This is a genomic window from Advenella sp. EE-W14 (genome assembly GCF_012923605.1).
In the GTDB taxonomy this organism is placed as follows: domain Bacteria; phylum Pseudomonadota; class Gammaproteobacteria; order Burkholderiales; family Burkholderiaceae_B; genus Advenella; species Advenella alkanexedens.
In genome coordinates, this window is the sequence record NZ_JAAVNG010000009.1 from 230,594 (window position 1) to 244,201 (window position 13,608).

At 47.6% G+C, this 13,608-nt stretch carries 11 protein-coding genes; 5 read left to right on the top strand and 6 right to left on the bottom strand.

Annotated features, from left to right (window positions below; genetic code table 11):
• Positions 1-72: 72 nt before the first annotated feature.
• Positions 73-2,094: an excinuclease ABC subunit UvrB gene (uvrB, locus tag HCX92_RS08385; protein WP_169294496.1), complete on the bottom strand. Its 2,022-nt coding sequence runs from the start codon at positions 2,092-2,094 to the stop codon at positions 73-75.
• Between the two features lie 99 nt (positions 2,095-2,193).
• On the opposite strand from uvrB, the gene HCX92_RS08390 reads away from it, so the two are divergent.
• Both HCX92_RS08390 and lexA read left to right on the top strand, forming a co-directional pair.
• On the top strand, positions 2,194-3,393 hold the full coding sequence (locus HCX92_RS08390) for an amino acid aminotransferase (RefSeq protein ID WP_169294497.1): 1,200 nt from the start codon (positions 2,194-2,196) through the stop codon (positions 3,391-3,393).
• An 80-nt stretch (positions 3,394-3,473) separates the two neighbouring features.
• Positions 3,474-4,130 (top strand): transcriptional repressor LexA, encoded by a 657-nt coding sequence (gene lexA, locus HCX92_RS08395; protein ID WP_169294498.1) that lies wholly within the window; start codon positions 3,474-3,476, stop codon positions 4,128-4,130.
• 95 nt (positions 4,131-4,225) lie between these two features.
• Here the strand turns inward: lexA and HCX92_RS08400 are convergent, their stop codons facing one another.
• The 4 genes from HCX92_RS08400 to HCX92_RS08415 all read right to left on the bottom strand — a co-directional run bounded on the left by HCX92_RS08400 (position 4,226) and on the right by HCX92_RS08415 (position 10,039).
• Complete coding sequence (locus HCX92_RS08400) at positions 4,226-5,257, bottom strand: NADP-dependent oxidoreductase (RefSeq protein WP_371808402.1); 1,032 nt, start codon at positions 5,255-5,257, stop codon at positions 4,226-4,228.
• A gap of 181 nt (positions 5,258-5,438) precedes the next feature.
• Positions 5,439-8,072, bottom strand: a complete 2,634-nt coding sequence (locus tag HCX92_RS08405; protein ID WP_169294499.1) for a TRAP transporter fused permease subunit — start codon at positions 8,070-8,072, stop codon at positions 5,439-5,441.
• A gap of 93 nt (positions 8,073-8,165) precedes the next feature.
• The gene (locus tag HCX92_RS08410; protein WP_169294500.1) at positions 8,166-9,161 is read right to left on the bottom strand and encodes a TAXI family TRAP transporter solute-binding subunit; all 996 of its coding nucleotides are present in this window, start codon (positions 9,159-9,161) and stop codon (positions 8,166-8,168) included.
• A 266-nt stretch (positions 9,162-9,427) separates the two neighbouring features.
• The gene (locus HCX92_RS08415; protein ID WP_246587385.1) at positions 9,428-10,039 is read right to left on the bottom strand and encodes a hypothetical protein; all 612 of its coding nucleotides are present in this window, start codon (positions 10,037-10,039) and stop codon (positions 9,428-9,430) included.
• A gap of 183 nt (positions 10,040-10,222) precedes the next feature.
• Here HCX92_RS08415 and HCX92_RS08420 point away from each other — a divergent pair, with 183 nt between their 5' ends.
• A complete protein-coding gene (locus HCX92_RS08420) occupies positions 10,223-11,326 on the top strand; it encodes an AI-2E family transporter (protein ID WP_169294501.1) in 1,104 nt (367 codons plus the stop codon).
• Between the two features lie 147 nt (positions 11,327-11,473).
• Here the strand turns inward: HCX92_RS08420 and eco are convergent, their stop codons facing one another.
• Complete coding sequence (gene eco, locus HCX92_RS08425; RefSeq protein WP_211182324.1) at positions 11,474-11,911, bottom strand: serine protease inhibitor ecotin; 438 nt, start codon at positions 11,909-11,911, stop codon at positions 11,474-11,476.
• A 220-nt stretch (positions 11,912-12,131) separates the two neighbouring features.
• Here eco and HCX92_RS08430 point away from each other — a divergent pair, with 220 nt between their 5' ends.
• Together HCX92_RS08430 and HCX92_RS08435 are read left to right on the top strand one after the other, a co-directional pair.
• Positions 12,132-13,085: a tripartite tricarboxylate transporter substrate binding protein gene (locus HCX92_RS08430; protein ID WP_169294502.1), complete on the top strand. Its 954-nt coding sequence runs from the start codon at positions 12,132-12,134 to the stop codon at positions 13,083-13,085.
• On the top strand, positions 13,066-13,590 hold the full coding sequence (locus tag HCX92_RS08435; RefSeq protein ID WP_169294503.1) for a tripartite tricarboxylate transporter TctB family protein: 525 nt from the start codon (positions 13,066-13,068) through the stop codon (positions 13,588-13,590). Before HCX92_RS08430 ends, HCX92_RS08435 begins: the two co-directional genes overlap by 20 nt.
• Positions 13,591-13,608: the final 18 nt, after the last annotated feature.

Sequence of the window (13,608 nt, forward strand, 5' to 3'; positions counted from 1 at the left end):
AACGAAATAAAAACGCCGACAACGACGTCTTTATTCAAGTTAAAGAATACGGTGCATGAATAAATAAGCCCTTTAACTTAATAACGCCTTTTGCTTGAGCCGGGTCAGGGTATCGCGCACTGCCGCTGCCTGCTCGAACTCAAGGTTACGGGCATGCTCATGCATTTGCTTTTCCAGGCGCTTGATTTCACGGGCCAGGGATTTTTCATCACCAATGACATCCATGAATTCCAATTCATTATCAAGGTTGATCTGTGCGGCATTGGAAATCACGCCATCAATCATTTCCCTGACAGCCTTGCTGACGCCTTTGGGCGTAATACCATGCTCCTCGTTATACTTCATTTGCTTGGTACGACGCCTTTCGGTTTCACTAATGGCCTTGTGCATGGAATCGGTAATTCGATCTGCATATAAAATCGCCTTGCCATGCAGGTTACGCGCGGCCCGACCAATGGTTTGAATCAGACTTCGCTCGGAACGTAAAAAGCCTTCTTTGTCTGAATCCAGAATGGCAACCAAAGATACCTCAGGAATATCCAGTCCTTCCCGTAAAAGGTTAATGCCCACCAGCACATCAAAATGCCCCAGGCGCAAATCGCGAATAATCTCAACCCGCTCAACAGTATCAATATCAGAGTGCAGATAACGGACTTTAAGCCCGTTTTCAGTCAGGTAGTCGGTCAAGTCTTCGGCCATGCGTTTGGTTAAGGTGGTTACCAGAACCCGCTCACCCTGGGCAATACGTAACTTGGCCTCGCCCAGCAAATCATCAACCTGGGTGCTTGCCGGCCTGACTTCAACAACCGGATCGATCAGTCCGGTTGGACGAACCACCTGCTCTACGATGTTATCGGAATGCTCTTTTTCATAATCGGCGGGGGTGGCGGACACGAAGATACTTTGCCGCATGCGCTGCTCGAATTCTTCCATTTTAAGTGGACGGTTATCCAGCGCCGAAGGAAGTCTGAAGCCAAATTGCACCAGCGTTTCCTTACGCGAGCGGTCACCACGATACATGGCCCGCAACTGCCCCATCATGACATGACTTTCGTCAAAAAACATCAGGGCATCTTCGGGCAGATAATCTATCAAGGTGGGTGGCGGATCTCCAGGAGCCGCACCAGACAGGTGGCGAGAGTAGTTCTCGATGCCTTTGCAAAAGCCCAGTTCCTGCAGCATTTCTATATCAAACCGGGTGCGTTGTTCTATTCTTTGCGCTTCCACCAATTGATGGTTATCGATAAAAAACTGCACCCGCTCACGCAGCTCGGCCTTGATGGTTTCAATCGCACGCAATACCGTATCTCGTGGCGTCACGTAATGCGAACTGGGGTAAACTGTAAAACGCGGTACTTTTTGCCTGACCTTGCCCGTTAAAGGATCAAAAAGCTCAAGCGTTTCAATTTCATCATCAAAAAGCGTCAAGCGCACGGCCAGTTCGGCACTTTCCGCCGGGAAAATATCAATTACTTCGCCACGTACCCTGAAAGCGCCCCGGTCAAAATCAACGTCGTTGCGCTCATATTGCATGGCAACCAATCTGCCCAACAGTTCTTGTCGGGGAATCCGGTCTCCGGCGCGCAAAATAAGCACCATGGCATGATAATCGGCCGGATTACCAATACCATAAATACAGGAGACCGTCCCGACAATAATTGTATCCCGCCTTTCAAGCAGGCTTTTGGTAGCTGAAAGCCGCATCTGCTCGATATGTTCATTGATGGAAGAGTCTTTTTCTATGAACAGATCACGGGTGGGCACATAAGCTTCAGGCTGGTAATAGTCGTAGTAAGAAACAAAATATTCAACCGCATTATGCGGAAAAAATTCGCGCATTTCAGCGTATAATTGTGCGGCAAGAGTTTTATTGGGTGCCAGAACCAAGGCAGGCCGGCCAAGTTGCGCAATGGTATTGGCCATTGTGTAGGTTTTGCCTGATCCCGTCACGCCCAGCAAAGTCTGAAACATCAGGCCATCACGAATCCCTTCTGTCAAGGACTCAATGGCCTTGGGTTGGTCTCCGGCGGGCGGGTATGGCTGATACAGCTTGAAAGGACTGCCCGGATATTCTATGAAACCTGGTTCACTCATGCTAGACTTTTACTTTAATGATCTGATTGAAAACAAACTTGCAATCATACATTATCCTCTTTATTTAACAACTCCGGCAAATCCGCCGCATATCTGAAGATGACCACACTTTTTGAATCTGTCGAGCTGGCTCCTCGCGACCCTATTCTTGGCCTGAACGAACAATATAATGCTGACACCCGCTCTTCCAAAGTCAATTTGGGCGTTGGCGTATATTATGACGACGAAGGACGCATTCCCCTGTTGAAAGCAGTGCATAAAGCAGAAGTGGCCCGCATTGAAGCGGCTGCGGCACGTGGCTACCTGCCCATTGAAGGCATCAAGAATTACAATAAGGGTGCCCAGGAACTGCTACTGGGCAAAGACTCGCCCTTGGCCAAAGAAGGACGCACCTTAACGTTCCAGGCACTGGGCGGAACCGGTGCCCTTAAAATTGGCGCAGACTTCCTTAAACAAATCACGCCCGATTCAAAAGTATTCATCAGCAACCCCAGCTGGGAAAACCATCGCGCCCTGTTCGAGCGTGCGGGCTTCCCGGTAGAAACCTATGCCTACTATGATGCCGCCACTCACGGTCTTGATTTTGAAGGTATGCTGGCCTCTTTTAAAAACATGCCTGCAAAATCAATTGTTGTTTTGCATGCCTGCTGCCACAACCCGACCGGTGTTGATCCCACCCTTGAACAATGGAAACAAATTGTCCAGCTTATCCAGGAAAAAGATCTTATTCCTTTCCTAGATATTGCTTACCAAGGCTTTGGTGACGGCCTTGAAGAAGACGCAAAAGTGGTTCGTCTGTTTGCGGATTTGGGCATCTCCATGTTTATCAGCTCTTCATTCTCCAAATCATTCTCCCTTTACGGAGAACGGGTTGGCGCCTTAACCCTGATCACCAGCAGTGCCGATGAATCCACTCGTGTTTTAAGCCAGGTCAAACGTGTCATTCGCACCAACTACTCCAACCCGCCCACCCATGGTGGCACCATTGTCAGCAGCGTCCTGAATTCTCCCGAGTTGTTTGCCCTGTGGGAAGAAGAACTGTCAGGGATGCGTAACCGTATTCGTGACATGCGCCAACAACTGGTGGCCAAGCTGAAAGAGCACGGCGTGACACAAAACTTTGATTTTGTCCTGTCTCAGCGCGGTATGTTTTCTTACTCTGGCCTGACCTCAGACCAGGTAGATCGCTTGCGCACTGAACACGGTGTATATGCCGTATCAAGCGGCCGTATCTGTGTTGCCGCACTTAACAGCCGCAATATTGATTACGTTGCCAAGGCGATTGCACAGGTACTGTAAACAAGCGCTTGCAATTTAGCTGTAAATGAAGCAAAATCGGGCTGTATGAATATACAGTCCGATTTTATGGCATATACAGCATGACAATTAAACTAACCGCAAGACAGCAACAGGTCCTGGATTTAATCCAGCAAAATATCCTAAAAACCGGTTTCCCACCCACGCGTGCTGAAATCGCCAAAACACTCGGCTTCAAATCTCCCAATGCCGCTGAAGACCATCTGAAGGCCCTGGCCAAAAAAGGTGCCATTATCCTGACTGCAGGTGCATCCCGTGGCATTCGCCTGGCAACAACCAATCCCGACTCAAATATCAACAAGGAAGAATCCTTTCTGGAAAAGGTCTCCCAAATACTGCTGCCGGTAATAGGTCATGTGGCAGCCGGTAATCCTATTCTGGCGGCAGAGCATATTGATCGTGAAATCAACGTAGACCCTGCCCTCTTTACGCAACAACCCGATTTCCTGCTTAAGGTCAAAGGCCAAAGCATGAAAGATATCGGCATTCTTGATGGCGACTTGCTGGCAGTAAAAAAATATCCGGAAGCGCGCAACGGTCAGGTCATCGTGGCTCGAATCGAAAACGAAGTCACCGTCAAGCGCTTCATCAAAAAAACCTCGCATATCGAACTTTTACCTGAAAACCCCGATTTCGCACCTATTATTGTGCGGCCAAACCAGGAATTCACGATTGAAGGCATAGCCGTAGGCCTTATCAGAACCCACAACCTGAACTAATGGCGTATTAAAAAAACATATCGACATGGTTCTTCAAGCTTCAAGAACCATGTCGGTTTAAATTTCAAAAAAAGCCAGCTTGAAAAGTATAATAATCAAATCAGCTTGACCAGTTGCTTGCCAAAGTTATGTCCTTGCAGCAATCCTATAAACGCATCGGGCGCACTTTCAAGCCCGACGCTTACCGATTCCCTGAAAATAAGCACGCCATTGGCAACCGCTTCGGCCAGTTCAGCCAGTGCCTGAGGCCAAATATCCATATGATCCGAGATAATAAAACCGGTAATGCTGGCGCGGGCAACCAAAATGGCCCTTGGATTACTAATTGGAATGGCGCGACCGTCATAACCGGCAATCAGGCCACAAATGGCAACCCTGGCAAACGCGTTAAGATTATCAAGCACGGCATCCATAATATAGCCGCCCACGTTTTCATAATAAGCATCCACGCCATTGGGAGCCAGCTGCCTGAGCTCATGTGACAGGGTTTCAGCATCAGGATAGGCCTTGTAATCGATACAATCATCAAACCCCAGGGTTTCAACCACGTACTCACATTTTTCCGGACCACCGGCAATACCAATTACGCGACACCCTTTTTGCTTGGCCAGTTGCCCGACCACGCTACCCACCGCACCCGAAGCGGCACTGACCACCAGCGTTTCACCGGACTGTGGTTTGATGATTTTATTCAGGCCATACCAAGCGGTAATCCCTGGCATGCCCGCTGCACCCAAATAAACACTCATGGGAATACGTGAAACATCTATTTTTCGTACATGATTACTATCCATGGTGGGCGCGGTACGATAATACAATTGCCAGCCACCCGTACAAATAACCGTATCCCCCACCTTGAAATCAGCGTGTTTAGACTCAACCACCTCACCCACTGTTCCGCCCTGCATGACTGTATTCAGCTCTTGCCCGGCAGCATAGTTTTTGGCTTTGCTCATTCTGCCGCGCATGTAGGGATCAAGGGACAGATAGTGATTACGCACCAGGATTTCCCCTTCATCAATTTGGGAAATAATCTCATCATGCAGCTTAAAGCACTCAGAGGTCACCACCACATTGGGATAGTGGTCAAACAGATACTGCCTGTTCATATAGGGAAACCCGGACATAGTTACTTCCTTTTTAATTGATTAAAAATATTCCAGAACTGAAAAAAATGGCTTGTTTTGCAGCATGATACCTGTATTCCCCTTATACCTGAAATGCCCATAAAATTCAAAACACCATATCCTGATTATCAATAACCGAATATGGTGCTTTATTTCAAGGTTTATAAACGTTGCCAGCCATTTAAGCCATAGTGACTCGGACTCTGTCGGTGTGACCAGGCAACCTTTTCATCCTTCTTCCCTGCGCCAGCCAAACCAGCAAAATGATAATGAGCGCAGGTACAAAGAACCACAGTTCAGAAGGACGAGCCGGGTTTGGAACTTTAAGCTCCAGTACATCCCACCCTGCATCCCAGCCTGACTTCTGGGCATTGCTGCCAAAACGGACACTGGCCAACTGAACCTGGTCTCCCAATACCATGAAATTAAGTCCGGCACCGTTCAGACGTTTTCTGCCTGCCAGTTCTTTATTGGAGAGGTCATCGTCTTCAGCCAGGGCTGGCAAATTGACCGCCACGGTTTTGACAATTTCATCTCCTTCAATACTGAAACCCTGCAGAACGGCGACAAACCGGGTGGATTCAGGCAGATCTGCCGCTACCGTGTAGAGTTCCGACACGGGACGAGACACATACTCATCTGCCAGTTTATTCATGAACCAATCCGGCCTGAACAACAGGAAAGTCGCCAGCAAAAGCAGTATGACCTCCAGCCAATTACATTTAATCCTGAACCAGAACATGGTTGCCGCTGCAAAAGTAAGCGAAGCCAGCGTGGCACCAAAAACCACCAGAATGAGCTCCCACGCACTTCCGATACCAATTAACAAAATCAGGGGATTAAAGATAAAGATAAACGGCAAAATGACGGTACGCATGGCATAGGTAACGCCCATAATCCCGGTTTTAAGGGGATCTTCACCGGAAATTGCCGCTGCGGCAAATGTGGCCAGGCCTACCGGCGGTGTAATATCGGCCATAATGCCAAAATAAAACACAAACATATGCACGGCAATTAAGGGGATGATAATGCCATTTTGCGCACCCAGTTCAACCACAACCGGAGCCATCAGGGTTGCCATCAGGATATAGTTGGCCGTGGTTGGCATGCCCAATCCCAAGATCAAACAGACAGCAGCGGTAAAAAACAGCATGATCAGCACGTTGCCCATAGAAACCAACTCGACAAACGCAGTCATGCGCAGCCCCAGTCCAGTCAAGGTAATGGCCCCTACAATCAAGCCGGCGGTACCGCAGGCGATTGCAATGCCAATCATATTGCGAGCCCCTTCCTCAAGACCGGTCAGAGTTTCGGAAACCCCCTGTTTGGCAGCGGAAGACACGTTTTTCTTGCGAAACCAGGCAATAATCGGATGCTGCGTGAGCATCTGGAAGATCATTGAAATACAGGCATAGAAGGCAGACAGGCCTGCGGAAAGCTGCTCTACACTAAGGCACCATACCAAAATACCGATAGGAATCAGGAAATACAGGCCTGCACGCACTGTTGGCCATGCTTCTGGTCTGACCGGATTGGCAATATCAATTTCCGTTGGTAAATCGGGATGTGAAGCGGTAATGCGCAAAAGCAAAACATACAGCACCAACAACAGGGTCAGCAAGATCCAGATAGCGGCCGCACCGGCTATTTGCTGCACACCCACACCTATCCAGTAAACCAGACCCATGACGATAAGGGTACCCGAAATACCAAACCCCCAACCGGTCAGTTTTTGTGTAACGGTTTTGGGCTTGCCCCCACTCATCATGGGCTCAATCCCTAATTTCAGGGCTTCAAGGTGAACGATATAAAACAGGGCCACGTAGGAAATACTGGCGGGTAAAAGCGCATGCTTGATGACATCGGTGTAAGGAATACCGACATATTCAATCATCAGAAAAGCGGCTGCCCCCATGACCGGTGGCATGATTTGACCGTTCACGGAGGAAGCGGTTTCAATCGCCCCAGCACGTATGCCGCCATAACCCGACTTTTTCATGAGCGGGATGGTGAAAATACCCCCCGTTACCACGTTGGCCACTGATGAGGCCGACACGATACCGTTAACTGCGGATGAAACCACGGCCACTTTTGCCGGACCGCCCCGTAAATGTCCGAGCAAGGCAAAAGATACCTGCATCATGTAGTTGCCGGCACCACAGCGGTCAAGCAAGGATCCCAGCAACACGAAAATAAAAATGTAAGAAACCGATACCCCCAACGCGACACCAAAAACCCCTTCTGTGGTCAACCACATATGGGATACCATTCGTTCTATCGATGCCCCTCTGTGAGCCAGAACATCAGGCAAGTGCGGGCCCAGGAACACATACAGCAAAAAGACGGCACCAAGAATCGTCATGGGTGCGCCCAAGGCACGGCGAGTCACTTCCAGCAACAGAAGCAGGCCAATACTGGCAGAGACCACGTCTAGCGTTGTTGGCAAACCCGGACGGGTTGCCAGCTGGTTATAGAATAAATACAGATAGGCGCCACAAAAACCGGCCATAATAGCAAAGGCCCAATCATACCAAGGCATGTAATTGGCGGCTTTTTTATTGAACGGATAAGCCAGATACCCCAGGAACATGGCAATACCCAAGTGAATTGACCGTGCTTCGGTATCGTTAAAAATGGCAAAATTAAACGTGAATGGCAGCGGTGACGAGTACCATAACTGAAAAAATGACCAGATAAGCGCGCCAACAGCCAATACGCCACCCGCAACACCACCCACATGTCGCCCACCTCTGTCAACATCGGCGACCATTTGTTCGAGTGCTGCATTTTTTGTTGCGTCTATATCAGTACTCATAATTTTCCTTCATCTATATACAACAAAAGGTCACTGTTGGAACGCTCTAAAGATAAATTCCAGACCAGTGACCTTAAAAAACACTATTTATTATTACTTGATCAGGCCTTTTTCTTTGTAATATTTTTCAGCGCCAGGATGCAAGGGGGCAGACAGACCGTTTTTGACCATCTCTTCTTTATTAAGATGTGCCAGTGCCGGATGCAGCTTCTTGAAATCCTCGAAGTTGTCAAAGACGGCCTTGACTACGTTATACACGGCATCATCAGGCACATCGGAAGACGTTACAAAAGTAGCCAATACACCATAGGTTTCGGTGGGATCCGGGTTGTTTTGATAAAGACCACCGGGTATTGAAACCTTGGCATAGTAAGGATTGTCTTCGACCAGTTTATCAACCTCGGGGCCTGTAATAGGAACCAGTTGCGCACCACACGTTGTGGTTGGATCCTGGATATTGGCAGAAGGGTGACCTACGCCATAAAAGAAACCGTCAATCTTTCCGTCACACAATGCTGAACCATGCTCATCGGGGCGCAGCTCGGAGGCAAGGGAGAAGAATGACATGTCCAGGCCTTTTGCCTTCAGCAATTGTTCCATGGATGCACGTGTACCCGAACCCGGGTTACCAACGTTAAAACGTTTACCCTTCAGGTCATCAAATGACTTGATATTGGCTTCTTTGCGGGCAAGAATGGTAAACGGCTCTGGATGAATGGAAAATACGGAACGCAGTTTTTCGAAAGGCTCCTTGAATTGACCCTCTCCTTTGTAGGCATTGTAACCAACATCAGATTGCACAACGCCCAGATCCAATTCGCCCGCTTTAATCGTATTGGCGTTAAAGACGGACCCGCCGGTTGACTCTACTGAGCAACGCAGGCCATGATCGGCACGATCTTTATTGACCAGTCGGCAAATGGCACCACCAGCGGCATAGTACACTCCTGTGACACCCCCAGTACCGATACTGACAAATTTTTGTTGGGCAATTGCTGCACCGGGAGCGGCAATAACTGAAAACAGCGTCAGCGCGCTCGCTGACAGGGCAAAACGTTTACTTAGTGATTTTTTCAATAGTTTATTCATGAATTATCCCCGCTATGTGTTGAGTACAATGGCTAAATACTAACCATTTTCCCGATAGTACACGAATATCCCGGCTTACACATTCAGGGAAACACTAATAAATCACTATCTGTCTTGCAAAAAACGATAATTCAAGCCAAATATAAACCATTCGCCTGCTTTCTTCCTGAAAGGCGAGGTTAACCATGTTCCTGATTCAACTCACACTATTCAGGCAAGGAAAAACAGTTTAATATCCGAAGTTATCATCATTGATACTGTTCAAATTATAAATTACCTGAACAGGCCGCATATTGGGCACTGTAACGTGAAGCCCTGTCCTTGACTTTTTGTGCCGTATTCAGCAGCCATTTTTTACTTTGGTGCGTACCGTTACGGTAACCTGTCCAGCCCTCATGATAATTCAGGTATTGGGCATAGGCATCCCACTTCGAAACACCGTTTACCTTTTGTGCCTTACTCATATACCAGCCCATAAAATCCAGGGCATCCGAAAAATCATCGCGGTCGGGGCTCCAGCGATTGGTTTCTTTACGATAATCGCTCCATACTTCATCTTTGGCCTGGGCATAACCATACGCAGAGCTTACCCTACCCCAGGGAATGATACCAAGCAGATAATCTTTGGGCGGCTTGGCATCATGACGGAAAGTGGACTCCTGATACATCATGGCCATGGGAACATGAACCGGCACACCCCACTTCTCTTTGGCGTCAAGTGCGGCTTCATGCCATGACGGTTTTTCCCGGAAAATCTCGCAGATGTTCTCAGGATTGGCGGGAGGCGTGGTACTGCAGGCCGATAGCAGCAATAAAAACGATGCGCAAATACCAATTTTAGAAATACCGTTTTTTGTTAAACCCCTGATGGTATCCATACTGTCCTGTAATACAAGTAATACATAAGAATAATAATTATTGTAAAGCAATGGATGCATGCTGACCATCCACATCACCTTATGGAAAAATAAGCAAAATCAACTATACTGACGTTTTTACCGGGCTTTGGAAAATGCCTTCTTTCTTGTCTACCTATCAACCCGTTATTGTACGGACACATGATGTCGCCGAATCAAAATAAAAACAGTACCCAGTATCACTTTTTTCTTCTTTTGCTAATTGGTGTTTCCATTGGCTTTATATGGTTGCTCTTGCCCTATTACGGTGCCATTTTCTGGGCGGTCATTTTCGCTGTTCTGTTCAGGCCCCTTAATTTATGGCTTCTAAAAAAAATACCCAAGTCGCCCAATACTGCAGCCCTGATAACGTTGGTAAGTGCATTGCTATTGGTCATCATTCCGCTCATTACCATCACCACCTCCCTAATAAAAGAAATTTCATTGCTCTATCAAAGAGTCCAATCCGGTGAGCTTAATTTAGGTTTGTATTTTGAGCAAATCATCCAAAACCTCCCCCCTTTCTTTAAGGATATTCTTGACCGTTATGAAATTCACAGTCTTTTCGGTCTGCGGGAAAAACTGACTGAAGCGGCAGCACAAGCCAGCAAATTCCTGGCAAATCAAGCCCTTACTATTGGTCAGGACACTTTCCAGTTCCTGATTACCTTTGGAATCATGCTGTATTTGCTATTTTTCCTGCTCAGGGATGGTGGCTATCTGGTGAATAAAATCAAATCGATGATTCCGCTTGAGTATGAACAAAAGCAGCATTTGTTAAATAAATTTGCCACCGTTGTCAAGGCAACCGTCAAGGGCAATATTCTGGTCGCAGCTACCCAAGGCGCATTGGGCGGGTTCATTTTCAGTGTATTGGGCATCCAGGGTTCTTTATTGTGGGGAACCATCATGGGTTTCCTGTCTTTGTTACCTGCTATCGGTGCTGCCATCATCTGGTTGCCGGTATCCATTTATTTTCTCGTCACCGGTGAAACCTGGCATGGCGTGGTACTGATATCTTTCGGTGTACTGGTGATTGGTCTTACCGATAACGTACTTCGACCCTTACTGGTCGGTAAAGATACAAAACTGCCTGATTACGTCATTCTGATTTCCACAATCGGTGGCCTGACCGTTTTTGGTCCCAATGGTTTCGTGATTGGTCCTTTATTGGCCGCACTGTTTATTTCATGCTGGGATCTGTTTCCTGCCTCTCTTGATTTGACTGCTGACCCTGATGAAGAACAGGACAAGAGCATTGAAACATAAAAATTAAAAAAGGGCGTTGTTAAAATTCCTTTGACAACACCCTTTGACTTTAACAACCATTATTTATGGGATGAACCTCGATAAACCCGAACCAGATTTTTGTCTTGGACTGTAACACAAATAATGCCAACAGCGCTTGCCTGACGGCTATTCTTGAGTGGCTTTTTCCACTTTATCACCTGCTTGCCAAATTCGATATTTCACTTCCACATCAGACGGTGTATAAACCACAATTGGCAAACGGCTATTGTAATCAAGCAAAAAGTCATTGCCACCAAGCTGAACAAACTGCTCGGTCAAATCCTGATCAGGACAAGCCATCAAGGTTGCCATGGGGCCATTTAATGCCTCAATGCTGTAATAAGGATACCCCCACCCCTCAAGAGTGTGCTCTTTAAGTTCCCCACCAAAAAACTGCCGATTGCAGTCAACCTTTAAAGTCTTGCCCACCATCAATTGCACTTTCAGATTTTCCTCTTCGGGCACGGATGGAAGATCAATGACTTGCCGCACCTGGCCTGGCTTGGCTGCCGGATAAGGCACTTTGGGATCAATGCTGGCAGCGTTTACATTAAACGCAATCATACCCATACAAAAAAACAAATTAAACCGTTTAAGCTTATTCATACTCAAAGCTCACCCATTATTGGATTATTAAATTACAAAATAAATGACAATCAGAAAAATACAATCGCCGGGGTTATCTGCGGGTTTATCTGTTTAACCCTTATTGACAAAGCAATAGCTTCAACCTATTCTAGCTTAAAAGCGTAACAGACAATAATTCACATTTACTGGAGTAGACATGAAACGAAACAATTTTTTGCGCACTCTTTTTACCGCTGCTGTCATGTTCAGCAGCGCTGCCTATGCACAGGTTAGTGTCATGCTACCCGCCAACCCGGGTGGTGGCTGGGATGCTACCGGCCGCCAGGCATTTAGTGCCATGAACAAGGCGGGCATTTATACCGGCCCCGTTAACTTTACCAATAAAGGGGGTGCTGGCGGTACCATCGGTCTGGCGGAATTCCAAAACACCCAGGATGGCAAAGCCAATGCATTGGCTGTTTTTGGTGCTATTACGGTAGGATCCATCACACTAAACAAATCCCCCATAGACCTAAGCAAATTCAAGCCAGTGGCTCGTTTAACGGCTGAATATCTGGTTATTGCCGTCCGTCCCGACTCTCCCTACAAGAATCTGGATGATTTTGTCAAAGCACTCAAAGAAAACCCAGGCGGAACGCCCGTCGGTGGTGGCTCAGCCGGTGGTGTTGACCATATCGCCCTGGCCCTCTTGGCACAAGCTGGTAACGTACCTGTCAAAGATCTGAATTACATTCCACAGGCCGGTGGTGCCGATACCGTTACCGGCATTGTCAACGGAACCCTCAAGGCAGGTATTTCCGGCATTTCAGAATTCCAGCAGTTTGCCAAATCAAATCGGGTGAAAATCCTCGGTATTACCTCGGCAGAACGCATGGAAGGCCTGGACGTCCCCACTTTCAAGGAAGCCGGTTTCGATGTTGAAATTGCCAACTGGCGTGGTATTTTGGGTGCCCCGGAAATGCCAGAGGACAATTACAAACTTTGGGTGGATCGCTTCACTCAACTGAATGACAGCGCAGAATGGAAGCAGGTTCTGCAAACTCAAGGCTGGGATCAGTTTTTCCTTGCTGGCGCTGAATTTGGTGATTTTATAAAAAGCGAAAGCGAGCGTATTAACACCATTCTGAAGGATGCAGGTCTTGTCCAATAAAGCTGTTCCATCCGCTAATACAACACCCCAACCACCTGCAAAGCCCTGGTGGCTGGGGCTGGTGGTTGTATTCATGGGTGCGGTTTGCCTGTATTCGGCCGACGAGCTTGCCAATACTGCCAGATACTCTGCCATTGGCCCAGGCCTGTTTGTGACCGGAACCGGTATCGGGCTGATCGTACTTGGCGTGCTTTTACTTATACAAATAGCACGTGGTGAGAAATTCGAACCACAGGATACTGAAAATGCCGAAGGTGACACGCCCATGGATAAACGGGCGTTTTTCATTGCCCTTGCAGCTGCCGTTGTTCCGGTTTTGATTATTGAGCATTTGGGGCTTCCCATTACCGCGATGGTGTCATTTACCCTGGTAACACTGGCTTTTGGTTCAAAACAAATTGTGCTGAACCTCATTTCCGGTTTCATACTTGGCTCGGCCAGCTGGTATTTATTTAGTCTGCTAGGGCTTCAGCTCGGAGACTTTATTCCTTTGCTGGGCATTTAATCCTCCTGCCACATTAAT

Bases quoted from the DNA above. Each gene is read 5' to 3' on its own strand.
- HCX92_RS08410 (WP_169294500.1), bottom strand. From the start codon at position 9,161: ATGAATAAACTATTGAAAAAATCACTAAGTAAACGTTTTGCCCTGTCA.
- HCX92_RS08430 (WP_169294502.1), top strand. From the start codon at position 12,132: ATGAAACGAAACAATTTTTTGCGCACTCTTTTTACCGCTGCTGTCATG.
- eco (WP_211182324.1), bottom strand. From the start codon at position 11,911: ATGATTGCGTTTAATGTAAACGCTGCCAGCATTGATCCCAAAGTGCCT.
- lexA (WP_169294498.1), top strand. From the start codon at position 3,474: ATGACAATTAAACTAACCGCAAGACAGCAACAGGTCCTGGATTTAATC.
- HCX92_RS08420 (WP_169294501.1), top strand. From the start codon at position 10,223: ATGTCGCCGAATCAAAATAAAAACAGTACCCAGTATCACTTTTTTCTT.
- HCX92_RS08415 (WP_246587385.1), bottom strand. From the start codon at position 10,039: ATGGATACCATCAGGGGTTTAACAAAAAACGGTATTTCTAAAATTGGT.
- HCX92_RS08390 (WP_169294497.1), top strand. From the start codon at position 2,194: ATGACCACACTTTTTGAATCTGTCGAGCTGGCTCCTCGCGACCCTATT.
- HCX92_RS08400 (WP_371808402.1), bottom strand. From the start codon at position 5,257: ATGTCCGGGTTTCCCTATATGAACAGGCAGTATCTGTTTGACCACTAT.
- HCX92_RS08435 (WP_169294503.1), top strand. From the start codon at position 13,066: ATGCAGGTCTTGTCCAATAAAGCTGTTCCATCCGCTAATACAACACCC.
- HCX92_RS08405 (WP_169294499.1), bottom strand. From the start codon at position 8,072: ATGAGTACTGATATAGACGCAACAAAAAATGCAGCACTCGAACAAATG.
- uvrB (WP_169294496.1), bottom strand. From the start codon at position 2,094: ATGAGTGAACCAGGTTTCATAGAATATCCGGGCAGTCCTTTCAAGCTG.